20 protein-coding genes are annotated in these 23,756 nt (G+C 52.1%); 6 read left to right on the forward strand and 14 right to left on the reverse strand.

Annotated features, from left to right (window positions below; genetic code table 11):
- Positions 1-21: 21 nt before the first annotated feature.
- The gene (locus tag ACMV8I_RS01575; RefSeq protein ID WP_188469975.1) at positions 22-249 is read right to left on the reverse strand and encodes a YejL family protein; all 228 of its coding nucleotides are present in this window, start codon (positions 247-249) and stop codon (positions 22-24) included.
- Positions 250-478: 229 nt separating this feature from the next.
- On the opposite strand from ACMV8I_RS01575, the gene yejK reads away from it, so the two are divergent.
- Complete coding sequence (yejK, locus tag ACMV8I_RS01580; protein WP_498863475.1) at positions 479-1,483, forward strand: nucleoid-associated protein YejK; 1,005 nt, start codon at positions 479-481, stop codon at positions 1,481-1,483.
- A gap of 216 nt (positions 1,484-1,699) precedes the next feature.
- Here the strand turns inward: yejK and rplY are convergent, their stop codons facing one another.
- Positions 1,700-1,990 carry a 50S ribosomal protein L25 gene (gene rplY, locus ACMV8I_RS01585; protein WP_498863476.1) on the reverse strand — a complete coding sequence of 97 codons (291 nt, stop codon included), beginning with the start codon at positions 1,988-1,990 and terminating at the stop codon, positions 1,700-1,702.
- A gap of 135 nt (positions 1,991-2,125) precedes the next feature.
- A complete protein-coding gene (gene radD / locus ACMV8I_RS01590) occupies positions 2,126-3,889 on the reverse strand; it encodes a DNA repair helicase RadD (RefSeq protein ID WP_498863477.1) in 1,764 nt (587 codons plus the stop codon).
- 280 nt (positions 3,890-4,169) lie between these two features.
- Here radD and rsuA point away from each other — a divergent pair, with 280 nt between their 5' ends.
- On the forward strand, positions 4,170-4,877 hold the full coding sequence (gene rsuA, locus ACMV8I_RS01595; protein ID WP_498863478.1) for a 16S rRNA pseudouridine(516) synthase RsuA: 708 nt from the start codon (positions 4,170-4,172) through the stop codon (positions 4,875-4,877).
- A gap of 41 nt (positions 4,878-4,918) precedes the next feature.
- Positions 4,919-6,124 carry a Bcr/CflA family multidrug efflux MFS transporter gene (locus tag ACMV8I_RS01600; protein ID WP_498864689.1) on the forward strand — a complete coding sequence of 402 codons (1,206 nt, stop codon included), beginning with the start codon at positions 4,919-4,921 and terminating at the stop codon, positions 6,122-6,124.
- Between the two features lie 42 nt (positions 6,125-6,166).
- On the opposite strand, the gene ACMV8I_RS01605 is transcribed toward ACMV8I_RS01600, so the two are convergent.
- The 3 genes from ACMV8I_RS01605 to ACMV8I_RS01615 all read right to left on the reverse strand — a co-directional run bounded on the left by ACMV8I_RS01605 (position 6,167) and on the right by ACMV8I_RS01615 (position 9,845).
- On the reverse strand, positions 6,167-7,522 hold the full coding sequence (locus ACMV8I_RS01605; RefSeq protein ID WP_498863479.1) for an MFS transporter: 1,356 nt from the start codon (positions 7,520-7,522) through the stop codon (positions 6,167-6,169).
- A gap of 234 nt (positions 7,523-7,756) precedes the next feature.
- Complete coding sequence (locus tag ACMV8I_RS01610) at positions 7,757-8,683, reverse strand: 2-hydroxyacid dehydrogenase (RefSeq protein ID WP_498863480.1); 927 nt, start codon at positions 8,681-8,683, stop codon at positions 7,757-7,759.
- A gap of 178 nt (positions 8,684-8,861) precedes the next feature.
- A complete protein-coding gene (locus ACMV8I_RS01615) occupies positions 8,862-9,845 on the reverse strand; it encodes a LacI family DNA-binding transcriptional regulator (RefSeq protein WP_498863481.1) in 984 nt (327 codons plus the stop codon).
- A gap of 186 nt (positions 9,846-10,031) precedes the next feature.
- Here ACMV8I_RS01615 and idnO point away from each other — a divergent pair, with 186 nt between their 5' ends.
- A complete protein-coding gene (gene idnO / locus ACMV8I_RS01620) occupies positions 10,032-10,796 on the forward strand; it encodes a gluconate 5-dehydrogenase (protein WP_498863482.1) in 765 nt (254 codons plus the stop codon).
- 12 nt (positions 10,797-10,808) lie between these two features.
- Positions 10,809-11,552: an SDR family oxidoreductase gene (locus tag ACMV8I_RS01625; protein WP_498863483.1), complete on the forward strand. Its 744-nt coding sequence runs from the start codon at positions 10,809-10,811 to the stop codon at positions 11,550-11,552.
- A 68-nt stretch (positions 11,553-11,620) separates the two neighbouring features.
- Here ACMV8I_RS01625 and ACMV8I_RS01630 read toward each other — a convergent pair whose 3' ends face one another.
- The 3 genes from ACMV8I_RS01630 to ACMV8I_RS01640 are packed head-to-tail and all read right to left on the reverse strand — an operon-like array spanning position 11,621 to position 15,305.
- Positions 11,621-13,024: a c-type cytochrome gene (locus ACMV8I_RS01630; protein ID WP_498863484.1), complete on the reverse strand. Its 1,404-nt coding sequence runs from the start codon at positions 13,022-13,024 to the stop codon at positions 11,621-11,623.
- Between the two features lie 8 nt (positions 13,025-13,032).
- Positions 13,033-14,688 (reverse strand): GMC family oxidoreductase, encoded by a 1,656-nt coding sequence (locus ACMV8I_RS01635; protein WP_498863485.1) that lies wholly within the window; start codon positions 14,686-14,688, stop codon positions 13,033-13,035.
- Positions 14,688-15,305: a sorbitol dehydrogenase family protein gene (locus ACMV8I_RS01640; protein WP_498863486.1), complete on the reverse strand. Its 618-nt coding sequence runs from the start codon at positions 15,303-15,305 to the stop codon at positions 14,688-14,690. Before ACMV8I_RS01640 ends, ACMV8I_RS01635 begins: the two co-directional genes overlap by 1 nt.
- Before the next feature lie 589 nt (positions 15,306-15,894).
- Between ACMV8I_RS01640 and ACMV8I_RS01645 the strand changes: the two genes are divergently transcribed.
- Positions 15,895-16,239, forward strand: a complete 345-nt coding sequence (locus ACMV8I_RS01645) for a YejG family protein (RefSeq protein WP_498863487.1) — start codon at positions 15,895-15,897, stop codon at positions 16,237-16,239.
- Between the two features lie 17 nt (positions 16,240-16,256).
- On the opposite strand, the gene yejF is transcribed toward ACMV8I_RS01645, so the two are convergent.
- From yejF to pdeN, 5 genes are all read right to left on the reverse strand, one after another.
- Entirely contained in the window at positions 16,257-17,852 is a 1,596-nt protein-coding gene (gene yejF, locus ACMV8I_RS01650) for a microcin C ABC transporter ATP-binding protein YejF (RefSeq protein WP_498863488.1), read from the reverse strand.
- Between the two features lies 1 nt (position 17,853).
- Positions 17,854-18,900, reverse strand: coding sequence for an ABC transporter permease (locus tag ACMV8I_RS01655; RefSeq protein ID WP_498863489.1), 1,047 nt, complete (start codon positions 18,898-18,900; stop codon positions 17,854-17,856).
- Complete coding sequence (locus ACMV8I_RS01660) at positions 18,900-19,994, reverse strand: microcin C ABC transporter permease YejB (RefSeq protein WP_498863490.1); 1,095 nt, start codon at positions 19,992-19,994, stop codon at positions 18,900-18,902. The genes ACMV8I_RS01655 and ACMV8I_RS01660 overlap by 1 nt, the downstream gene beginning before the upstream one ends.
- Before the next feature lie 10 nt (positions 19,995-20,004).
- The gene (locus ACMV8I_RS01665; RefSeq protein ID WP_498863491.1) at positions 20,005-21,813 is read right to left on the reverse strand and encodes an extracellular solute-binding protein; all 1,809 of its coding nucleotides are present in this window, start codon (positions 21,811-21,813) and stop codon (positions 20,005-20,007) included.
- A 227-nt stretch (positions 21,814-22,040) separates the two neighbouring features.
- A complete protein-coding gene (gene pdeN / locus ACMV8I_RS01670; RefSeq protein ID WP_498863492.1) occupies positions 22,041-23,615 on the reverse strand; it encodes a cyclic di-3',5'-guanosine monophosphate phosphodiesterase PdeN in 1,575 nt (524 codons plus the stop codon).
- Between the last annotated feature and the right edge of the window lie 141 nt (positions 23,616-23,756).

Raw genomic sequence — 23,756 nt, forward strand, 5'->3', positions numbered from 1 at the left:
AGGTTTTGGGCAAATGTTGGATTAATGGGCTTTATCTTCTCTTATCGATGCTTGCAGTGCACTAGCAAAAGAGCCTCCAATGGCTTTTCGCTGCGCAGGTGCGACGCTGGTATTGATTAAGTTGGTCACCATATTACCCAAAACCATCAGTGAAAGATCGGTTGGGGTGCGGTGTTTTTCCAGTACATTGACCAGTTCAGAAAGGAGCTGTTCAACGTGTTCGTCACTGTAACGAGATGATTGTGGCATGGATTAATGTGCTCAAAGCCTGACAAAGTGCAATATCTTAACGTATCGTGGCATCAGTTTCTGCATTTTTATAACGTGGTGGGCGTTGAGATATTGATGAGATGTATTTGTATGTGTTTCAGCAAGCAAGGCTTTGCGGTTGCAAGCATCACATATTCAATGTTTGAATACGCGCCATTGCATTGGATATCGATCCCAATTCCATCAAATTCCTAACCGGAGAAACCCCATGAGCCTGGATATCGAGCAGATTGCTCTGCACCAGTTGAATAAGCGTGACGAGCAGACCCTTGATGTTGTGCTGCGCGATACTCTGTTAACCCCGAATGCGGCGGTTGAAGAGATGATGGCCGAGTTGCATCGCGTTTACAGCGCCAAGAGCAAAGCTTACGGGTTATTTAATCAGGACAGCGAACTGGCCGTGGCGCTACGTAACTGCCGTAAGGGCGAAGAGGATTTTCTCGGTTTCAGCCGTGCTGCCACCGGACGTTTGCGCGACGAATTGTCGAAGTATCCGTTTGCCGAAGGCGGCGTGGTGCTGTTCTGCCATTACCGCTTCCTGGCAGTAGATTACTTGCTGATTGCCGTGCTTAACAGCCGCAGCAGCATGCGGGTGAATGAACAGCTGGATGTCAGCAGCATTCACTACCTTGATATCAACCATGCCGATATCGTGGCGCGCATTGATTTGACCGAGTGGGAAACCAGCCCTGAATCCACGCGCTATTTAACCTTTCTCAAAGGTCGGGTCGGGCGCAAAGTCTCTGACTTTTTTATGGATTTTCTTGGCGCAGCCGAAGGTCTGGATACCAAAGCTCAAAACCGGGGCTTGTTGCAGGCGGTTGACGATTTCTGTGCCGAGGCTCAGCTCGACAAAAACGAACGCCAGAACTACCGTCAGCAGGTTTACACTTATTGCAATGAGCAGTTGCAGACGGGCGAAGAGATCGCGCTCGATGATCTGTCCGAAGAACTGCCACCGTGGAATGACAAGAAATTTAAAGAATTTACTCAGGAACAGGGTTATCAGTTGGAAGACACTTTCCCGGCTGACCGCAGCACCTTGCGTCAGCTGACTAAGTTTGCAGGAAGCGGGGGCGGTGTGAGTATTAACTTTGATGCGATGCTGATGGGTGAACGTATTTTTTGGGATCCGGCGACGGATACGTTGACGATTAAAGGCACGCCGCCCAATTTGCGCGACCAACTGCAGCGCCGGTCTGGAAATAAGTAACCGGTATAGCCGAAATAATTGAAATTGAAGCCAGGCGGCAAGTGAGTAAATTCCCGATGAGCTGACACAGGTCAGTGATTCGGGTTTGCGGGCGCAGCCAACGCAGCAGTAATTTCAAGCATGGAGAATATAAAAAACGCCGCATAGGCGGCGTTTTTTATTGTTCACGCACGGCGTCCCGATGCGCATCAACTCATTGTTGCTTAATCTAACAGATTAAACGCGAACGAAGTCGATGTGAGCCAGTTTTGGCTTGAACGGGTGACGCTGTACTGCCTGAACTTTAACTTTGGTTTCTGTACCGTCGATAACCAAAATAATTTCTTCAGAGTAAAATTCTTCTTTAACTTCCATGTTCTTTACAGAATCATGGTCCAGTTTGATAGAAACTGGAGCAGCTGAGCCACCATAAATGATAGCTGGGAATTTGTTCTCTAAACGCAGGCGGCGGCTCGCACCCTTACCCTGCTCACCCTGTGGGCGTACTTCTACATTGATAGTAAACATTGTTTTTTCTCTAATAAGAAAATTAATCCCATCACAGGCGACCCAGTGGATGGTATTTACTCCCGCGCGAGGCGAAAGCGGGCGGTATGATACCGAAGTGGGGCTGTATCAGCAATCAATTACGTCATTTTTTGTTCAACCGCGCAGCGCATTGGCGCGGCGGTAACGCCCCTGATAATCAAATACCTTCTCGCGAATTTGCCAGAACTGGCCTTTTATCCTTGCGACCACAAAGTCAGGATGCCGCAGCAGAATTTGTTGTGCTATCACGTCAGCAGCCGTTTTCCATTCTAACACTACGCCCGGCGCACGCTGGTGCGGGCGCAGGAAGTTGTGCAAAAAAGCCATTCGCTGGGCGGGCGTGCTGAGGCGAAAACGCTCTGAGACATCCGCACCGTCTTCATCGTAATAGGTGATTTTGAGCCATTCGCCTTTATCATCTCGGCCGTTTTCCAGATTCATGCCCCCACAGCGCAGCACCAACGCATCTTTGAGTTGCAGTGCGGCTTTAAGCATATCGTCTGGGTCGACCAGAATCTCCTGGCACTGGTGGCATCGCCGTGCGGCGATGTCATTCTCCGCGCCGCAGTGAGGGCAGTTTTTGAAGCGAAAGCGATAGTCACACTGCTCACGCTCACCGTCGTCATCTTCCAGCACGCCCTGACAGCGGCGGCCAAAATGTTCAATCACCGTGCCGTCTTCAGTGGTTTTACCCCAGAAAATATTGGCGAAACCGCAGGCCGGGCAAAAGACCTGTACCGGTATATTGTCGCTGCCCGGTTTATGGCTGCCAACTTCCGGAGTGAAAATGTCATGTGGATTGCCGGCGTAATCAAGGATCAGACAGTCGGTTTTTCCGGGTGACAGGCGCAGCCCACGCCCAACAATCTGCTGATACAAACTGACGGACTCGGTCGGTCGCAAAATCGCAATAAGATCAACGTGTGGCGCATCGAAACCGGTCGTCAGCACGGAGACGTTGACCAGAAAGCGCAATTGCTGCTGTTTAAACTCACCGATGAGCCGGTCGCGTTCTGGCGCCGGAGTCTGTGCGCTGATCAGCGCCGCCTGACCTTTTGGCAGCAGGCCGAATATCTCACCGGCGTGCTCTACCGTAGAGGCGAAAAGCATCACCCCTTTGCGGTCGGCGGCAAACTCAACAATCTGGCTGATGATGTGCGGAGTAATGCGTTTTTGCTGGCGCAGTTCGTCATTAAGATCGACCTCACTGAACAGGCCGTTGCTGTTAGCCTGCAGGCGGCTGAAGTCGTAGCTCACCACCGGCATGTCCAGACGCTCCGGCGGTACCAGAAAGCCGTTTTTGATCATGTAACGCAGCGGCAGCTCATAAATACAGTCGCGGAACAGGCTGCCTGCATCGCCACGGACCATGCCCTGATGGTGATACTGATAAATCCAGCCTTTACCCAGTCGGTAAGGGGTGGCGGTCAGGCCGAGCAGACGAAGCCGCGGATTGGTGGCGCGCAGATGGCTGATGATTTGCTGATATTGGCTGTTTTCATCGTCGGAAATGCGATGGCATTCGTCGATGATCAGCAGGGAAAACTCACCGCCGAAGGCGGCAAGATTCGGTGCAACCGACTGCACGCTGCCAAACACCACTTTGCCGCTGCTTTGTTTGATATTCAGCCCGGCGGCGAAAATATCGGCTTCCAGCCCGTAAGAGAGGTATTTGCTGTGATTCTGCGCCACCAGTTCTTTGACATGCGCCAGCACCAGCACGCGGCCTCTGGCAACACGTGCCAGCTCGGCGATCACCAGGCTTTTTCCCGCGCCGGTCGGCAGGACGATCACTGCCGGTTCATCATGCTGACGAAAATGGCGCAGCGTAGCGTCAACGGCATCTTGCTGATAGGGGCGAAGGGTGAAAGCAGTCACGGGCAATATTCACTGTTGATAAATACAGGGGTTAAGTATGCCAAAAATTGGCGTTGATGGCGATCATCAAACCCGGCTCACTTTTGTCGATCTGTGTCACAAGCTTCTATGATGATGCGCCAAGCGCGGCTATACTGCCTGTTCACTTATAGGCAGCCTTGTCTGCCCCGCCAGGTATTAATCACGCTCAACCCTGCCAGTTACCTTGGTGTACGGCGGGGTGTTGTGTTTTATCAGAAATGCGATCTCTCAGATCGCCATCAAAGGTTAAGCAGATTCAATGCGTCTCGATAAATTTTTAGCTCAGCAACTGGGAGTCAGCCGTGCAATCGCGCTGCGTGAACTCCGTAATAAACGCGTCACGGTAGATGGTGAAATTATCAAAACCGGTTCGCTGAAACTGGAACCGCAGCACCGCGTGGAGTTTGACGGCAACGTGTTGGAGCAAATTGATGGCCCGCGCTACTTCATGCTCAATAAACCTCAGGGCTATGTCTGTTCCACTGACGATCCCGATCATCCGACCGTGCTGTATTTCCTCGAAGAGCCGGTAGCCTACAAACTGCATGCGGCAGGGCGTCTGGATATCGACACCACCGGTCTGGTGCTGATGACCGATGACGGTCAGTGGTCGCACCGTATTACCTCGCCAAAACATCATTGCGAAAAAACCTATCTGGTGACCCTGGAGCAACCGCTGGCTGACGATACCGCCGCACAGTTCACCGCAGGGGTACAACTGCATAACGAAGATTCTTTGACCAAACCGGCCGTACTTGAGCAACTCGAAGAGTGTGTCGTGCGCCTGACTATCAGCGAAGGCCGTTATCATCAGGTGAAACGTATGTTTGCCGCTGTCGGCAACCGCGTTGTTGCGTTGCACCGTGAACGCATCGGTGGGATTACCATGGACGATGATCTGGAGCCAGGCGAATACCGTCGCCTGACCGAAGAGGAAGTTGCCAGCGTTGAAATGCCAGGCCGTTAGTTTTCTCATTATCTGATATTCATTTGGTGGTGAACGTGCAAGTGGAAGAGAACCGGGTATCTCACATAGGTTTGATCTTTATCCTCGGATTGATATCGATGCTGATGCCGTTGGCTATCGATATGTATCTGCCGAGTATGCCAGTGATTGCTCAGGAATTTGGCGTGCCTGCGGGCAGCGTGCAAATGACGCTCAGTGCCTATGTGCTGGGTTTTGCCGTCGGGCAGCTGTTTTACGGGCCTATGGCGGACAGCCTCGGGCGTAAACCGGTTATCTTCTGGGGCGTGCTGATCTTTGCGGTCGCGGGCGCGGCCTGCGCACTGGCACAATCGGTCGAGCAACTGGTCTATATGCGTTTCCTGCATGGCTTAGCGGCGGCGGCGGCGAGTGTGGTGATCAATGCCCTGATGCGCGATATGTTCACTAAAGATGAATTCTCACGAATGATGTCTTTTGTGGTGCTGGTCATGACCGTCGCGCCGCTGCTGGCTCCGATGCTTGGTGGTATGCTGATGGTCGCCTTCAGCTGGCATGCCATTTTTTGGGCGATGGCCATTGCGGCGTTGATCGCTGCTGTGTTGGTTGGCGTTTACATCAAAGAAACGCTACCCAAAGAGAAACGACAGAAATTCCATCTGCGCGCCAGTATTGGCAACTTTGCCTCGCTGTTCCGCCATAAGCGCGTGCTGTGTTATATGTTGGCGAGTGGTTTCTCCTTCGCCGGATTGTTCTCCTTTCTCAGCGCCGGTCCGTTTGTCTATATCGAACTAAACGGCGTATTACCGCAGAACTTCGGCTTTTACTTTGCGCTGAATATTGTTGCGTTGGTGATCCTTACGCTGATCAACAGCCGTAACGTGCGCCGGATGGGCGCGGTGAAGATGTTCCGTTTCGGGCTGGTTGTGCAGTTGATTATGGGCTTCTGGTTGCTGGTGGTGTGTGCCCTTGGGTTGCCGTTCTGGGCGCTGGTGCTTGGCGTGGCGGGTTACGTTGGCGTGATAGCCATGGTGACGTCAAATGCGATGGCGGTGATTATGGATGACTTTCCGCATATGGCTGGAACAGCGGCTTCTCTGGCGGGGACAATCCGCTTTGGCACCGGTGCTGCGATTGGCTCCATACTGTCACTGTTTACTGCCAAAAGCGCCTGGCCGATGGTAGGGTCGATGGCGTTTTGTGTTATTGCCGCCGTCTTATTGTTTCTGTACGCCAGCCGTCCGGTGAAAGTCAGGGCTGAAACGGCCTGATATCTGTTAGTTTCTCCCCCTGAGAAGGGGGAGAACGATACCTTAACCAATAACCGGTGTTTTAATCCCCTCAGCTTTGCGCATTTTCCGCGCCCTTGCATACTCATCGGCCATCGCTTTGGCTTTCGCGCCCGGTATCAGGGCCATATCACACTCTTTCGGTAATAACGTAGTGACCAGCGCGGCAATGAGCAGTGATGCGACCAGCGCATAAATCGCTGTACTCTGACCGTAGAAATTGACCAGTACACCGACCAGATACGGGCCACAGAAGCCGCCCAAATTTCCCAGGCCGTTGATCACGCCGCGTGCGCTACCTGCCACTTCCGGCGTAGTGATCTTGCTTGGTATGGTCCAGAAGGCGCTGGTGGCAGCTTGCAGGAAGAAACCCGCGCCGACCAGGAAACCGTATGACGCCATAATGTTGTGGCTGACGCTCACCGAGGCTGCAAGACAGGCGGCGAACCCGCACAGTGGTAACACGATGAACATACGGCGTTTGCCGGTTTTATCCGACAGCACGGACATCGCGAGGATCCCCAGCATCGTGCCAACGTAAGGGATGATGGCCAGCATCCCGACCGAACTCATATCGCCGCCGGTAAGGTTTTTAAGGATGGTCGGTAGCCACAGGGTATAGCCGTAAATTCCGGTCTGGTAGAAGAAGTTAATGATGATCAACTTTCTGATTGAGCTGTTGCGGAACACCTCTTTCAGCGGCGCGTTTTGTACCGGTGCCAGGGCTCTCAGCGCCTCACGCTCGCGGTTCAGCTCGGTGACCAAATAATCACGTTCGCGGTCAGATAACCATTTGGCCTCTTCTGGGCGGTCACTGATGGTAAACCACCAGAACACCATCACGGCCACCGAGAGCAGACCCTCAATGATGAATAGCCAACGCCAGTCGAGTGCGTCCAGGATCACCCCAGACAGCGGGGCGGTGATCATACCGCCGAGTGGCGCAAACATAAGTACGTAGGCGTTGGCGCGGCCACGCTCTTTGTCCGGGAACCAATTGCTGACCATCGTCAGCACCACCGGCAGCATCCCGCCTTCGGCCACGCCCAGCGCGAAGCGCAGGAACAGTAATTGATACTGATTGGTCACCAGACCGGTCAGCACCGAAATGACGGCCCACGCTACCAGAGACCAGGCAATAAACTTACGTCCGCTGCCGTGTACCGCCAGACTGCCGCCAGGTACTTGCAAAAACAGATACCCGATGAAGAAGATACCCGCTGCCAGACCGGCCATCGACGAGGTGATACCTAATTCAGCGTCCATTCCACCAGGCATAGCGAAACTGATATTAACCCTGTCCATAAAGGAGATAATACAGGCAATCAATATTGGCGTAATAACGCGTAACCAGCGGGCTTTAGGGATTGTATTATCCATTGTTAACACCTCGACTATCCCCTTCATACTTCAAGTTGCAGATGCGTTGGCTGCACTTAGTCACCCGAATCACTTACCTGAGTAAGCTCATCGGGATTCCTTCGTTTGCCACCTTGCTGCAACTCGAATTATTTTGGGTATATACAGGGAATATTTACCAATAAAAATTATTACTGATAAAACATCTATATTATTTTTTAAAAAATGGATTAAAAAATGAAAGTTTAAAGCTTATTACTCATCCAAATGTTTGTGTAAGTTCGCCAATACTTTTTCACTCATTGCCTGACGAGTTTCATGGGTGGCACTACCCACATGCGGTTGTAAGACCACATTTTCCATAGTGATTAATTCGCAGGGAACCCGAGGTTCTTCGGCAAATACATCCAGCCCGGCACCACCGATGTGCTTATTCTGCAATGCAGTAATTAAATCCTTTTGATTGATCACGCTACCCCGGGAAATATTAATAATCAGAGCATTATCATGCATGACGTTAAATACCGATTCATTAATAACGCCGGCAGATTGCGGTCCGCCAGACACAGCAACAACCAGCACATCAACCTGTGCGGCGAGCTGTTTAACGTCAGAGTAGAAGTGGTAAGGCAGTTCGGATTTTTCGTTATTGCTGGCATAGCTGATGTGCATATCAAAGCCGCTGGCGCGCCGGGCAATTGCCTGGCCAATCTGGCCCATACCAAATATTCCCAAGCGCTTACCGCTAATTTTGGTCGATAGCGAGAAACCGCCTTCCAGCCATTTTCCTTCACGAACAAATTTATCGGCCTGACAAACATGACGTGATGTTGCGAGCATTAAAGCCATTGCCATATCAGCGACGTCATCAGTTAATACACCACTGGTTATTTCAACCTGAATATTATGTTTGGCCGCGTAGGACAAATCAATAGCATCGGTGCCGACGCCAAAAACGGAAATAACCTTTAAATCGGGTAAGCACTCCAGAATGCTATTATCGACACCGACATCACCGCGCGTCACCAGTCCGAGAATACCTTGGCCGCTGGAGGCTAAAAAAGTCGGTTTATTCTGTTGGTCGACATATTTATCTACGGAAAACTGCTGTTGCAGTTTTTCAGTCAGGCTATCCATGACCGGAGCCAGAATTAATACGCGTGATTTTTGTTGTTGGGTCATTGTCGTTACCTGTCAAAGTTTGCTTCTCAGAATCGATGTTCTAATAAAAGCATTTTCAGGAAACTATTTTGTGACCGGCATCACGTTGGATCATGTTAAAAAAGGGTGTTACTTGTAACGTGATCCTAAACCACAATTCGCCGATGCGTATTGATGAACCATAAAGACGAGGTGACGCTCAAATTGTCCCGCCCATCGAAATCTGATAATGCAAATCAACGCGCTCAATGGTTGGCAGGTTTTTGATTTTTTTGAGGATAATTTCGGCAGCGACTTTGCCCATTTCATAACGAGGTGTGATAACGCTGGCTAATAGCGGCGTGGTGGCCAGCCCAATGTCCAGACCATGGAAGCCGGAAATCGCCATCTCTTCGGGAACTCTGATGCCGGACTTCAGGCACTCTTGTAACACGCCGACCGCAATATCATCATTGGTACATAACACAGCGTTGACCTGTGGATCGAGCTGTCGGGCCAGCGCCAGCATACCGGCGCCGATAGAGACCGAAGAGACTTTATTTGGCGTGATGTGCATCGGTTCAAGCTGGCGTTCCTGCATCGCCCGGCTGTATCCCTGATAGCGTTTCTTATCACGGGCATCTGACATCGAGCCAAAATACACCACGTGTTGCTTGCCGCTGGCGAGCAGAGTAGTCGCCATGTCATAACCGGCCTGAAAGTTATCGAAACCAACGGCAATGCGTCCGTGAGTGTCATCGAGATCCATCACTTGTGCGATTGGAATAGCGGCAGCATTAAGGTACTTATCGGCTTTCAGGGTGTGCACTGAATCGGTGAGGATCAGGCCTGCCAACGAGTAAGTCAGCAAATTGATGATGTGTTCTTCTTCGCGCTCTTTGCTGTATTCGTAATTGACCACCAGCGTCTGATAGCCCTGCTGAGACGTGACGGACTCAATGCCTGCCAGCAGATCCGAGAAAATCTGGTTGTTGAACGAGGGGACCAGAATACCGATGCGGGGCGTTTTCTGCGGACGCTCGGCGTCTTCCAGCGGATAACCTACTTCCTCCATGACTTTGGTAATACGCTCGCGGGTTTCCGGCGATACCTTTTCCGGGGTACGCAAAAAACGACTGACGGTCATTTTGGTCACGTCGGCGAGTAACGCGATATCTTGCAGTGTGACGCGTTGGTTTCTCATCCGCGCAGGTCCTGTGTGAATAATGGAGCGTGAAGCATGGTTATGCAGGAAACATGTTAGCAAAATGATAGGGATCACGCTTGTGGTAACAGAGTTTGTTAACACGGAGTAGGGTGATCTCCGTCACAGTTTGGCCGCCGATAAACCGCTTAAGTGTGAAGTAACTTTTTGCTATGGACATTGATCATGACAAACCTCTTCTCCCTTGATAACAAAAAAATTCTGGTTACCGGCTCCACGCGCGGCCTGGGCTTCCTGCTGGCCAAAGGGCTGGCACAGCATGGGGCGGAAATTATTGTTAACGGAACATCAGCAGACACTACCGATCGCGCCGCTGAAGCATTGCGGACGGAAGGTTTTATTGTGCATCCGGTCTCGTTCGATGTAACCGACAGCCAGGCGGTGAATCAGGCCATTGATCATATCGAAAAGGAGATCGGTGCGATTGACGTGCTGGTCAACAACGCCGGTATTCAGCGTCGTCACAAATTTACCGAGTTTCCGGAAAAAGACTGGGATGACATCATCGCGGTCAATCAGAAATCCGTATTTTTAGTGTCGCAGGCGGTGGCGCGCTATATGGTGAAACGCGAACGCGGCAAAATCATTAATATCGGTTCGATGCAAAGCGAACTGGGACGCGACACCATTACGCCTTATGCCGCATCCAAAGGCGCGGTGAAAATGCTGACACGCGGCATGTGCGTTGAGTTGGCGCGTTATAATATTCAGGTTAACGGCATCGCGCCTGGTTATTTCAAAACCGATATGACACAGGCGCTGGTGGACAACAAAGAGTTCTCCGACTGGTTGTGCAAACGCACCCCGGCGGCGCGCTGGGGCAATCCGGAAGAGCTGATTGGCGGCGCGGTTTACCTATCATCTAAAGCCTCTGATTTCGTTAACGGCCATCTGTTATTTATTGATGGCGGCATGCTGGCAGCCGTATAAAAAGGAATGAAAATGAGCAAAGTGGCACTGATCACCGGCGGCGGTGGCGGTATTGGATTGAGCGCGGCGAAGGCGCTGGCAGCAGGCGGTTTCACCGTGATCCTTACCGGACGCAATCTGCCTAAACTTGAGCAAGCCGTGGCACAGTTTCCTTCAGGGCAGGCGGTGGCGCGCCAATTGGATGTCACCAGCCCGCAGTCGGTAGAGGCACTGTTTGCCGATATCAAAGCCACCTTTGGTCGGCTGGACCTGCTGTTTAACAATGCCGGAACCAACGCTAAAGATGTGCCTATCGAACAGTTGGCGGTGGAGGATTGGCTGGACGTTATCAATACCAACCTGACCGGTGCGTTTTTATGTACTCGCGCGGCAGTCGCTCTGATGAAGCAGCAAAGCCCGATGGGCGGGCGCATTATTAATAACGGTTCGGTATCGGCGCAGTCGCCGCGTCCACACTCGGCGCCCTATACTGCCAGCAAGCATGCCATTACTGGCCTGACCAAATCGACCTCGCTGGACGGCCGCGCCTTTAATATTGCCTGCGGGCAGATTGATATTGGTAATGCAGCCACCGATATGGGTAATCAGGCGTTAACCGGCAGAGTGCAGGCCAATGGTGACATTGCCGAAGAGCCGGTGATCCCGGTGGAACGTATCGGAGAGGCGATAGCCTATATGGCCGGTTTACCGCTCGACGCCAATATATTAAGCATGACAATGATGGCAACCGCTATGCCACTGGTCGGGCGGGGATAAGGTCTTGAATCAAAAATAGTAAAACGGCCCATTGGGCCGTTTTACATTGCATAACCTTAAGCGAAAGATTATTCAGTTTTGATTTTACGCTTCCTGCCCAACCAGAAAATCAACACCAGCAGAATAACCACTCCCGCCACCATCGCAGGCGCCATATAGGGTTGCAGTTTGGCCAGTAGGGTCACAGGTCCGCCCGCGCGCAGTACCGCGACGTCGTGGGCATCGACCTGAATGGCCGCATTGCCGTAATGCTTCAGCACGTAATTTGAGATATCGGCAATCTGCTGGTCATCAAGCTGGCCGACATAAGAGCCTTCACCAAATTTCGGCATCAGCACATGCTCATTACCGACCTGACGGTCCACGCCGTAGAGAATGGCGGAGACGAGGTTAGACGCATTTCCCATGCCGGTAGCCGTGTTGTTGTAGAGCGACGGATAGGCTTGATTTTTGCTGCCCGAACCGTCCGGCTGGTGACAGCTGGCACAATAGCCGCTGAACAACGCCGCACCGCTGCCGAGGGTGTTGTTGGCGTTGGCTGGATGCGTACCGCGTAAACCTTCTTCGACATTGACCGGCTTGCCGAAGGTATCGGCGGCCTGGGTATCTGCGGGGTCACGCATCGGTGGGCTGTTTTTAAGGTAGAAGGCAATGGCATTCAGATCTTCATTTGGCATGTATTGGAGGCTGTTTTGCACCGCTTCCGCCATGCCGCCGGCAGCCTGGTTTTTACCAGCGGTACGGCCGGTTTTCAGGTATTCCACCAGTTGCGCCTGTGACCAGTTACCGATACCGCTGACCGGATCCGAACTGATATTCGGCGCATACCACGGGCCGACCATGCCGCCCGCCAGCGGTTTGTCACTCACCGAACCCATCATCAGGTTACGTGGCGTATGACAGGTATCGCAGTGTCCGGCACCGTTAACCAGATAGGCTCCACGGTTCCATTCGGCACTTTTGCTGGCATCCGGCTTAAATGGCGCACTGTCGAGGTACATCATGTTCCAGCCCGCCATTGCGATACGCATATTGAACGGGAACGGCAAGGCAGTCTCTTCAGTCGGGGTTTCAACCGGTTTAACATCCTGCTGGAAATAGGCGTACATCGCGTTGATGTCCTGGTCACTCATATGACTATATGAGGTGTACGGCATCGCCGGATAGAGATTTTTTCCGTCTGGGCGAACGCCCTGGCGTACTGCGCGAGCAAACTGCTCTTCGGTGTAATTACCGATACCAAAAGCTTTCGACGGCGTGATGTTAGTCGTAAAAATCGTGCCCATCGGTGAATGGATCGCATAACCTCCCGCAAACGGCTGGCCACCTTCGGGATGGGTATGGCAGGCCTGACAGTCGGCGGCGGTCGCCACCTGTTTGCCCTGGCGTGCCAGCTCAGCCCGATTGTCGCTGGCCAGTGTGACACCGCTAAGCATCAGGCTCAGCAGCGCGGTAATGACGCCTTTAAACATCAGGTTTCTCATGCGTCACCTGCCAGTTTCTTGGCCATATCATCCGCGGCTTTCAGGCCCAGAGCCGCCATGGTCAGCGTGCTGTTTACCACGCTGGAAGAGGGGATTGCTCCGCCGCCCGGTAACCAAAGATTGGGGTGATCGTGGGTGCGGCAGTTGCCATTAACCACGGAGTCCTGCGGATCGTTACCCATAATGGTGCCACCCATAATATGGTTGTTGGCATTCAGGCTGGTGGTGATGTTGAATTCATCGGCCATAAACAGCTGACCGATGTGCTCCAGTTGTTTATGCGCTGCCTCGGCCCCTTTACGTACATAGTCTCCCACGTCGTAATGAATATCCGGACACGGCAGGCCATGGGGATCTTTACGGGTGGTGCTCAGCGTTAGTCGGTTGTTCGGGTCGGGCAGCGGTTCGAGGCTGATGGATAAATCTACGCCAAAAATTGTGCGGCGGCGGATCTCTTCATCCAACGCTTTACCCACCAAACCCATTTTTAGCGCCTTCGAGGTGGCCGGAATAACCCGGTTGATGTTGTTGAGGATCATCTTGTTGGCGGAGTACTCTTTGCGGAATTCACCGTCGCGCGGGCCAACCAGGCAGCTGCTTTGCGCCGGACCACGGCCAATCCACAGCGGTTCCTGCGCGATGAACGTACAGTGGAAACCGGAATGGTCCATCATGTTACGGCCAACGTGATCCGAAGAGTTGGCAATGCCGTTCGGGTTTTTGTCGTTAGCGGCCATCAGCAACAGACGCGGCGTTTCGATGCCGTTACAGGCCAACGCAAACACTTTACCGGTGGCTTTATGTGACTGCTTTTTATTGTCGAGCCAGTGAACGGCGGTGACGTTGTTGTTGGCATCGGTGTCAATTTTGTAGACCACGGCTTCGGCCAGTACCACGGCACCTTTATTTTCGGCGCGTTCTACGTGGGCAATGCCGTTGTACATCGCGCCAATCGGGCAAATTGGCTGGCAGTTGTTATTGCCGCAGCAGGTCGGGCGTCCGTTCCACGGGCGGGTACTGCGTCCCTGCGGGATCGGCACCGAACGGTAACCGTGCGGGTTAACGACTTCGGCGAAGCGCGTATCGCCATAGCCGTAAGGCACTTGTTCCATCGGGTAGGGTTTGCTGCGTTCAACGGGTGACTGCAGCGCGGGATCATTCGGCCCGGCAACACCGATCTCTTCTTCTGCGCGGCAATAATAGGGTTCGAGCTCGTCATAGGAGATAGGCCAATCGCGACCCACGCCGTACAGCGTCTTCATTTTGAAATCATTAGGAACATGCCGCCAGCAGGAAGCCGCCCAGTGCCAGGTCGTACCTCCGACGGTGCGCAGGTAACCTTGCTTGAAGCTGCTGGCGCTTGGGCCGGTCAGATGCACATAGTTATTTTCTGGGAAGTAGAGCGGTGCAGGCGCATTTTCAGACTGCGGATATAGCCCTTGATAATCAGAACCTGCACGGTTCTCAAAGGGCATATTGCGCCAGTTTTCCACTGCGCGCGCGCGTTCTATGCGCAAGCCGGCTTCCAGCACCAATACGGAATATCCCTGGCTGACCAATTGATCGGCAATCATACCGCCGACCACGCCGGAACCGACAACAATCACATCAGCGGACGCATCACCATTCGCCATAAATTCTGGTTTTTTCATCAGGCTTTGCTCTCATCAGTCTTGGGTGTCGCGGGGCCGAACCGGTCGGCATTCATCGATTCAGGCATCGTGGCGGCAGGCGGTGCGGCGGTAAACCATAATGGGCCGTTGCCGCAGTAAGTCGGCACAATCAGGCCGTCGCTCACTGGGCGATACATCAGGGCGTCTTTATAAGATACTAAAATAGAATCGGTACCATGCCCTACTGTGCCGGTATACCAGGCGGTGACGATGCTGGTCAGTAGTTCGCCTAACCCTTTTTGTTTTGCGACTTCCTGTAGCTGAGCGGCCGATTGATCGTTCGTGACCAGCGCATGCAGTTTGCTTACCTGAACCGGAAAGTCCGGATGGCTGCGGAAGAAGGCATTGAATATTTGCGCTGATGCGCCTTCGCTCAGGTTCTTATGTTCGGTAACGGCCTGAGAGACCAGATAGAACTGGCCAAAAATAACCGGGGAAGTGGTCGCGCGCTCTTTTTCCGCCTGCGATAAAAATGGGAAGCTGAGCAGGCTAGTGGCGACCATTGCAGAGGTGAGGCCCTTAATCATGTCACGACGACTGAAACCGGTACCATTTTCTGCTGTATTGCTCTCAATAAGTGAAGGATTGTTGTCCATCTCATATCTCGCTGGTATTGGGGTGTGAGCCAAAGTGGCCCCGGGAAGGGAAAACCATTAAAAACGGTGCGGATGATAATCCTAAATGCGAGAAAGTATGCAAACAAATCGTGCGAATTATTTAACATCCGATCACAATTTTAACCATTTATACGCAACAGCAGGAGTTGGAAAAAGGTTTATTGTTATCGACCAAGAGAGCAGGAACCGCTGAGTATATTTCATGAGATTACTCATAACTAATTAATATATAATTATTTAATATAAATCATGATGTTTCTGCTCGCGCTGAATTGTTTTTAAATTGTAAATTTAAAAGACCCAAATAGTAGCGCCAATGCGTGAAATTGGTTGAGATATGAGATGGAAAAGGTTACAAGTAACCAAAAATGAGATCTGGCTCGCAGAAGGAAGGTGGGCCGGACATAAAGTAAGCGATTGGCCTTGTACTGCGTGCTGTAAAGTTGCAAATATGTTAAGAATTTTTGACATCGCACAAGCATATTCAGTGCTAATCAACTATAACTTGGTATGTATGTAGTTTTTGTGTGAATTATTTGTTGGAATAAATCATCATCTGGGGATTGACGTGAATAATGTCCAACTTTCGGTAGTACATCGTTTGCCGCAAAGTTACCGATGGTTATCGGGTTTTGCTGGTATCAAAGTTGAACCGATTCCGCTGCCCGGCAGCGAAGAAGGCAGCAACCTTATTGGACTCAGATTATTGAGCCATGAAGGGGATGTTGCCTGGCAGGTGATGCACCGGCTGACCGAGTGCCTGCAGGAAATTCAGGTTGAAAGCGCCGTGGTAGAGTGCGACGGCGAGCCTTGCCTGTTCGTTAAGCGTGATGATGAAAGCGCCACCATGTGTCGCCTGAAAAACACCGGCGCGGCGATTGCTGAAACGGTTTCAGCGGTTTACCCCTTCTAACGTTCCACTCCTCCCACTCAGGTTGTTAATACCGACAGCGACAGCAACTCTTGGGTATAGGCATGCGCAGGTGCGTTGAAAATTGCCTCACATTCGCCTTGTTCCACCACTTTCCCTTCGCGTAAAACAATCAGTTGATGGCACAGTGTGCGCACCACCTGCAGGTCGTGGCTGATAAACAGATAGGATAATCCCAGGCGCTGTTGTAAATCGCTGAGGATCGCCAAAATTTGTGCTTGCACGGATTTATCCAGCGACGACGTCGGTTCATCGAGGATCAGCAGTTCCGGTTGCAGAATAAGCGCACGCGCAATAGCAATACGCTGGCGCTGGCCGCCGGAGAACTCACCCGGATAGCGGTGGCGGGTAGCCGGATCAAGCCCGACTTCCTGCATCACTTCAATGACCCGTTGCTCACGCTGTTGCTCACTGAGTTGCTGATGCACCAACAATCCTTCGGCGATGATTTGCGTGACGTTAAAACGTGGGTTGAGCGCTGAGAAAGGGTCCTGAAACACCACCTGAATCCGGCGTCGAAAAGGCAGTATTTGGCGGCGGTTAAAGAGGTGCAGCGGCTGGCCGTCGAACAGGATCTCACCTTGCGAACTCAACAGGCGCAGCAGTGCCAGACCCGTGGTACTTTTGCCGGAACCCGACTCGCCAACCACACCGAGACTTTCTCCACGCCGCAGGCTGAAGCTAAGTTGGCTGATCGCTTTTTTTTCACTGACGGTCCGGCGTAGCAGGCCGCGTTTTTGAACGAAGCTGACGCTCAGGTTCTTTACTTCCAGCAGCACCGGTTGATGTGGGGACAGCGGACGCGGGCGGCCCTGAGGCTCGGCCTGTAAAAGCTGCCGGGTATAAGTGTGCTGAGGCTGACTAAACAACGCGCTGCGTGGCTGCTGTTCGACCACGCGTCCCTGTTGCATCACCGCCACATTATCTGCCAGCTGACGTACAATTTTCAGGTTATGGGTAATAAACAGCATCGCCATTCCCAGTTCCTGCTTTAGCTCGTCCAGCAGTTTAAGAATTTGCGCCTGAACCGACACATCCAGCGCCGTCGTGGGCTCATCGGCGATCAGCAATTTAGGCTGTGTCAGCACGGCCATTGCAATCATGACGCGCTGACGCTCTCCCCCGGAGAGCTGATGCGGGAAATCGCCCAGCCGGGATTTCGCATTGCGGATCCCCACGCGGTCGAGGCAACTAATGATTTCACCGTGTGCGGCCTCACGGCGCATTCCCCGGTGCAGTGATAGCACTTCCGCCAACTGTTTCCCGATATTGTGCAGCGGATTGAGTGACAGCATAGGTTCCTGAAAAATCATCGAAATTTGGTTGCCACGAATGCTCAGCAGCTGGCTCTCTGTGGCCTGCAGGAGTGACTGACCGGCAAAAAGAATGTCACCCTGCGGATAACTCACCGCAGGCAGTAGCTGTAGCACCGAGAGGGCGGTAACACTCTTACCTGAGCCGGACTCACCGACCAGTGCCAGCGTTTCACCCGCGTCAATATTGAGCGAAACGTTGCTGACGACCTCGTGCAGAGTATTACCCTGATGAAAGGCCACGCTCAAATTCTGAATACTCAACAGCGGTAACGTCGTCATCTCAGCGTGCCTTTCTGGAAAAGTTTTGCGGCTGCGAAGCCGGGTCGAAGGCATCACGCACCGCTTCACCAATAAAAATCAGCAATGAGAGCAGACAAGCTAACAAAACAAAGGTACTGATGCCCAGCCATGGGGCTTGCAGGTTATTTTTGCCTTCCATCAACAGACTGCCAAGCGACGGTGAACCTAGCGGCAGGCCGAAGCCAAGAAAATCCAGTGACGCCAGCGTGGTAATGGAGCCGCAGAGAATAAAAGGCAGGTAAGTCAGGGTGGCTACCATGGCATTCGGCAACATATGACGCAGCATGATCATGCGATCGCTGACGCCCATGGCCTGCGCGGCACGAATATAATCGAAATTTCTTGTTCGCAGGAATTCGGCCCGCACCACGCCCACCAAAATCATCCAGCCGGAGAACACGCTTATAAGCAGCAGCCACCAGAAGTTGGGCTGTACCACGCTCGAGAGCATGATGATTAAAAACAGCGTTGGCATGCCTGACCATACCTCGATCAGGCGCTGCCCCAACAGATCAACCCGACCACCGTAATAGCCTTGAGTTGCGCCCGCTATCACGCCTATCAGCGATGAGAGTAGAGTCAGCAGGATGCCGAAGAACAGCGATATTCGCAGGCCATACAGCAGTTGAGCCAGCACGTCGTGACCATTGCTGTCGGTCCCCAGCCAGTTCTGCACGGACGGTGGCGAAGGGAAGGGTCGCTGAGTATTGAAATTGATCGAATTAAAACTGTGGCGAATGGGCGCCCAGACAGCCCAACCGTGTTGCTCAATCTGCTTAATAACGAAGGGATCCTGATAGTCTGCCGGGGTCTCCAGTTGGCCGCCAAAGGTGGTTTCGCTGTAATTGAACATGAAAGGGGCATAAACATGACCCTGATAGTTCACCAGTAACGGTTTCTCGTTGGCGATCACATTTGATAGTAGCGACAGGATAAACATCAGCAGGAAAATCCACAGCGACCAGAAACCGCGTGAATTGGCGCGAAAACGTGCCCAGCGGGCCTGATTCAGGGGGCTAATGGTCATTACTGGCGGCTCTCGAAGTCGATACGCGGGTCGACCAGCGTGTAGGTGATATCACTGATGATATTCAGCAGCAGGCCAATCAGGGTGAAAATATAAAGTGTACCGAACATCACCGGGAAGTCGCGCTGCACAATGGCTTCATAGCCCAGCAGACCCAGCCCGTGCAGCGAGAACATCACTTCGATAAGCAGTGAACCGGTGAAGAACATGCTAATAAACGTGGCCGGAAAACCGGCGATCACCAACAGCATGGCGTTGCGAAAGACGTGTCGGTAGAGGATCTTTTTCTCACTCAGCCCTTTGGCTCGCGCGGTCACGACATACTGTTTCCTGACTTCATCTATAAAGGCGTTTTTGGTCAGCATAGTCAGGGTCGCGAATCCGCCAATCACCGTTGCCAGCACCGGTAGCGTAATGTGCCACAGGTAGTCGGTAACTTTGGCATACCACGGCAACTGCTCGAAATTGGCCGAGGTCAGGCCGCGCAGGGGGAACCAGTCGAGATAACTGCCACCGGTGAACAGCACGATAAGCAGGATGGCAAACAGGAAGGCGGGCACCGCATAACCGACGATGATCAGCGTACTGCTCCAGTTATCGAACGTGCTGCCGTTTTGTACTGCTTTGCGAATGCCGAGCGGGATCGACACCAGATAGATAATCAGCGTACTCCACAGGCCAAGGCTGACTGACACCGGCAGGCTACTTTTCACCAGTTGCATCACCGAAGCTCCCCGAAACAGACTGTTGCCGAAATCAAAGCGTATATAGCTCCACAGCATATCGACATAGCGCTCATGCAGCGGTTTATCGAAACCAAACCGATGGGTAATGTCAGCAATGACTTCCGGATCCAGCCCGCGAGCGCCGCGATAATGGCTGTCGCCTACTTGCGCAACGCCGGGCGCGGCTTTGCCAGCGCCACTCCCCCCTCCGCTGCCAGGTAAAACGCTGTTCTGGCCCATTTCAATGGCGGCAATGGCCTGATCAACCGGGCCGCCAGGGGCAATCTGTACGATGAAAAAGTTAATGGTGATGATGGCCCAGAGCGTGGGGATCACCAGCAGCAGGCGTCGAAATAGATAACGGGTCACGGCAGGCTCCTCAACGACGCTGTGCCGGCAGTCGTGCTGCCCGGTTCATGTCATACCACCAGGTATCCAGCTCCAGACCATTGGTCGGTCGGATTGCGGGCATAGAGAACTTGTCCCAGTAGGCATAGCGTTCATGGTTGCTGTACCACATCGGGATCATATAGCGATTCCAGGTCAGTACGCGGTCCAGCGCATGGCCGAGCGCCAGCAGAGTATCCGGTTCCCCCTGGTGGGCCGCAATTTGGTCAGTCAACTGGTCAACGGCAGGGTCTTTTACGCCCGGTTTGTTATAGGACGAGTTGATATATTTACTGTTCCAGACGATTTGCAAATCCGCGCTCGGGTAAGGTGTGGCAGGATAAACTGTCGGCAGCATATCGTAGTCCCGCTGACGCATACGTTGGACAAACTGTGAGCTGTCAACTTCACGGATCGTCATGGTGATACCCAGCCGCTGTAAATTGTGCTGGAAGGGCAGGACATATTGCGAATTGCCCCCACTGGGTAGCAGCAGTTCAAAGAGGAATGGCTTGCCGGTGGTCTGACTGACCAGTTGCTGGTTCTGCACTGTCCAGCCGGCCTGTTTCAGCAGGTCGGTGGCTTTAAGTAGATTGGTGCGGTCATTACCACTACCGTCAGAATGGGGCGGTTGATACAGCTGACTGAATACTTCGTCAGGCACTTTACCTTTTAGGGGCGCCAGCCACGCCAGTTCTGCCGAATTAGGGTAATTCTTTGCCATATAGTCAGTGTTTTGGAAATAGCTGTCAGCACGCTGATAAGCGCTGTAATAAAGCGCTTTATTCATCCAGTCAAAGTCAAACGCCAGCGTAATGGCTTCCCGCACTCGCCGATCACTGAACTGGGGCCGCTGAATATTGAAAGCCAGCCAGCGTGTACCTTGCGCTGCCTGGTTCTCCAGATCCTGTTTTACGATGTAATTCTTGCTGAAGTTAGTGCCCTGATACTGTGCCGTCCAATTTTTCGGCGAGGATTCCATTCGGAAATCGAACGCGCCTGATTTGAAGGCCTCCAGAGCAACATTGTCGTCAAGATAGTAGTCATAGCGGATGGTGTCGAAATTATATCGCCCGCGGTTTACCGGCAGGTTGGCGGCCCAGTAATCCGACACTCGCGAATAGGTGACGTACTGTCCCAATTTGTAGTCACTGATACGGTAAGGCCCGCTGCTTAACGGCGGTATCGGCAAAGGCTCGTTGAACTTATGCTTTTCCCAGAATTTTTGCGGCAAAATAGGCAGCCCCAGCAGGCCGAGCATCATGTCCTTGTCTGCACGTGGCAAAACGATTCTGACGGTCAGGCGCGAGATAGCTTTCACTTCGGCGCCTTTATAAACCACGCGAAATTGCGGAACGCCTTCAGTCATGAATTTTTTAAAGGTAAAGGCTACGTCATTAGCGGTGATCGGGCTGTCGTCATGAAAGCGGGCATGCGGGTTGATATCCACTTCTACCCAGCGAAATTGACTGTCATAGCGTGCTGAGTCAGCAATCAGTGGGTAATAGCTGCCAATCTCATCACTTGATGTCGTAAATAGGCTGTCATACAGGGTATCGGTACGTGCTGCCGCATTACCGCGAGACGCGTAACGATTGAAATTGTCGTAGGTGCCGATAGCCGCAAGGCGGATTGCCCCGCCTTTGGGAGCCGCGGGGTTGACATAGTCAAAACTGGTGAAGTGGGAGACGTATTTAGGCTCACCCAAAATTGCAAAAGCGTAGCTGCTTTCAATGGTCTCGGCCTGAGCATTCAGGCTCAGCATGGACAGTAAAGCAGCGATAAAAAGACGCAAAAACATCCTGGGAGGGCTCCTGCTAAAATGACGGAGTTTCGTCGCAACTGCTTGCTGGCTGCGCGGCAATATGCCGGTAAATAATAATGAGGGACGCGCAGATAAAGTATCTGAAATAATTATCGGTAGCGCTCTTTTCTCTGATTTCGGCTGTTGTACCATAATATGAAACAGGCGTTAATACAAAAGCGTAGCCGGAAACATTGTGCAGCAGCGGTCTGTGCGGTGATGGGTCATTTTTCCAATACCCGATCCCCATTATTGACTTCCAGTGTAAAACGTATCAGATCTTCGACCGACAGTGGTTTACTGTACAAATATCCCTGCATAAGGGTGACGCCGTGTTTGCGCAGATATTCTGCCTGCTGCACCGTTTCGACGCCCTCGGCTACCGTTTTCAGTTGCAGCTCCTCCGTTAGCTTAAGAACGGTGTCCAGCACTGGCGCAATTAGGGTTTTCTGGTCGATAGACATGACAAATCCGCGGTCGATCTTCAGATAATCCAGAGTAAATTTCTGCAGGTAAATCAGTGCACTGTGTCCGGTTCCAAAATCATCGATGGCAATTTCTATCCCCTGACGGCGTAGCCAGTTGAATTCCCGCACGGCACTTTCATTATCAATCATGCTGCGTTCAGTGATCTCAAAAACGATCTGGAAATGGTCTGCCGGCATGGCGAAGATAAAATTCATCACATCGTCGCGGAAACTAATTTTATTCATGTGGTGTGGGGAGATATTAATACCGAACTTGGATTTATACGGCATCACCTGCATGAGATGGTGCGCATCTTCGGCCGCGAGCTGCATCATTCGCTGCGTCAGGGGCGCAATCATGCCATGTGACTCAGCGTAGCTGATGAACACTTCGGGGGGTATGCGGCCTTCAAACGGATGCTGCCAGCGCATCAGGGCTTCAAGTCCGGCGACTTTCAGACTTTGGGTTTCCATCACGGGCTGATATTCAACGAAAAAATGCCCATCCCTTAATCCGCGAATAATTTCACGTTCCGGGCTGTGGCGGCTCAACAGGGTGAAATAGATTAGCGCGCCGAGCATCAGGCTTAACAGCAAGGTTGCCAGCAGCGTAAACAGGATGTTTTCAATCGTGATTTGAGGCGCGTAAAGCCGTAGGGTTAAAGGATAGTCAACCATTTTGGTTTCGGAATAATGAGAGCCAGACAGGTCCTTTACTTCTATCAACCTGGCGTTGTCAGATGTCAGGGCTTTATCACCAATGATCAGCGCAATGCCATGATACCCTTCCTCGGGTTTAACAAAGAGCATGTAGGGCGATAGCGTCAGCTCTATTGTCGAGAGGATGCCATTGCCTGCTGAACCATACCAGATGGCGATGACAGGTCGATTAGGGACAAAGCGGGTACCTCGCTCCAGCCGAATATCGAAAGACTTATGCCAGTCCAACCCCGGGAAGAGATCGTCAACGGCGAGAGTCATTTTTCCCGTGGCGGATGAACAATAAATCTGTCCTGCGCGGACCAGCAGAAAATCACGTATGCCCAGTGTTATCGCTGCGTCACGGCTCAATTGGTCTTCGGCAACATTACAGCTTTTGTCCGGCAGTTGGCTCAGTCGCTTCATGGTATTGGTGAGGTTTTGAAAAAAAAAGCTGCTGAAATGAGCCATACGTGCACCGATAAGCTGCATCTGTTGTTCATTCTTTAAGGCAATAATGTAGAGGGTGGCTGTGCTGAAAACAAAAAAAAGCAGAGTGGCGATGATAAGACTTTTAATCAGAGAATTGCGTCTGGGTAAAACGGCGTGGGTGAGAGCCGATTTCAATTCCATATCATCAACCTTCACTCATTATATTGCGGAATTCAAAGTATAACTCAGCGTAGTGAATAGCAGTCATTAATTAAACTTAGGTGGTTTTTTTGAAAGAAGAGGGGGATAAAAAGGCAAAAAAAACGCCATCCTGGGATGACG

The sequence above is a fragment of the Ewingella sp. S1.OA.A_B6 genome (assembly GCF_049889095.1).
Taxonomy (GTDB): Bacteria; Pseudomonadota; Gammaproteobacteria; order Enterobacterales; family Enterobacteriaceae; genus Ewingella.

What these genes read in the sequence shown, in the direction of transcription:
- ACMV8I_RS01630 (WP_498863484.1), bottom strand. Translation starts at nt 13,024, where the DNA reads ATGTTTAAAGGCGTCATTACCGCGCTGCTGAGCCTGATGCTTAGCGGT.
- yejF (WP_498863488.1), bottom strand. Translation starts at nt 17,852, where the DNA reads ATGACGACGTTACCGCTGTTGAGTATTCAGAATTTGAGCGTGGCCTTT.
- pdeN (WP_498863492.1), bottom strand. Translation starts at nt 23,615, where the DNA reads ATGGAATTGAAATCGGCTCTCACCCACGCCGTTTTACCCAGACGCAAT.
- ACMV8I_RS01610 (WP_498863480.1), bottom strand. Translation starts at nt 8,683, where the DNA reads ATGACCCAACAACAAAAATCACGCGTATTAATTCTGGCTCCGGTCATG.
- ACMV8I_RS01605 (WP_498863479.1), bottom strand. Translation starts at nt 7,522, where the DNA reads ATGGATAATACAATCCCTAAAGCCCGCTGGTTACGCGTTATTACGCCA.
- rplY (WP_498863476.1), bottom strand. Translation starts at nt 1,990, where the DNA reads ATGTTTACTATCAATGTAGAAGTACGCCCACAGGGTGAGCAGGGTAAG.
- idnO (WP_498863482.1), top strand. Translation starts at nt 10,032, where the DNA reads ATGACAAACCTCTTCTCCCTTGATAACAAAAAAATTCTGGTTACCGGC.
- ACMV8I_RS01665 (WP_498863491.1), bottom strand. Translation starts at nt 21,813, where the DNA reads ATGTTTTTGCGTCTTTTTATCGCTGCTTTACTGTCCATGCTGAGCCTG.
- ACMV8I_RS01625 (WP_498863483.1), top strand. Translation starts at nt 10,809, where the DNA reads ATGAGCAAAGTGGCACTGATCACCGGCGGCGGTGGCGGTATTGGATTG.
- ACMV8I_RS01640 (WP_498863486.1), bottom strand. Translation starts at nt 15,305, where the DNA reads ATGGACAACAATCCTTCACTTATTGAGAGCAATACAGCAGAAAATGGT.
- ACMV8I_RS01575 (WP_188469975.1), bottom strand. Translation starts at nt 249, where the DNA reads ATGCCACAATCATCTCGTTACAGTGACGAACACGTTGAACAGCTCCTT.
- ACMV8I_RS01635 (WP_498863485.1), bottom strand. Translation starts at nt 14,688, where the DNA reads ATGAAAAAACCAGAATTTATGGCGAATGGTGATGCGTCCGCTGATGTG.
- ACMV8I_RS01615 (WP_498863481.1), bottom strand. Translation starts at nt 9,845, where the DNA reads ATGAGAAACCAACGCGTCACACTGCAAGATATCGCGTTACTCGCCGAC.
- rsuA (WP_498863478.1), top strand. Translation starts at nt 4,170, where the DNA reads ATGCGTCTCGATAAATTTTTAGCTCAGCAACTGGGAGTCAGCCGTGCA.
- yejK (WP_498863475.1), top strand. Translation starts at nt 479, where the DNA reads ATGAGCCTGGATATCGAGCAGATTGCTCTGCACCAGTTGAATAAGCGT.
- ACMV8I_RS01655 (WP_498863489.1), bottom strand. Translation starts at nt 18,900, where the DNA reads ATGACCATTAGCCCCCTGAATCAGGCCCGCTGGGCACGTTTTCGCGCC.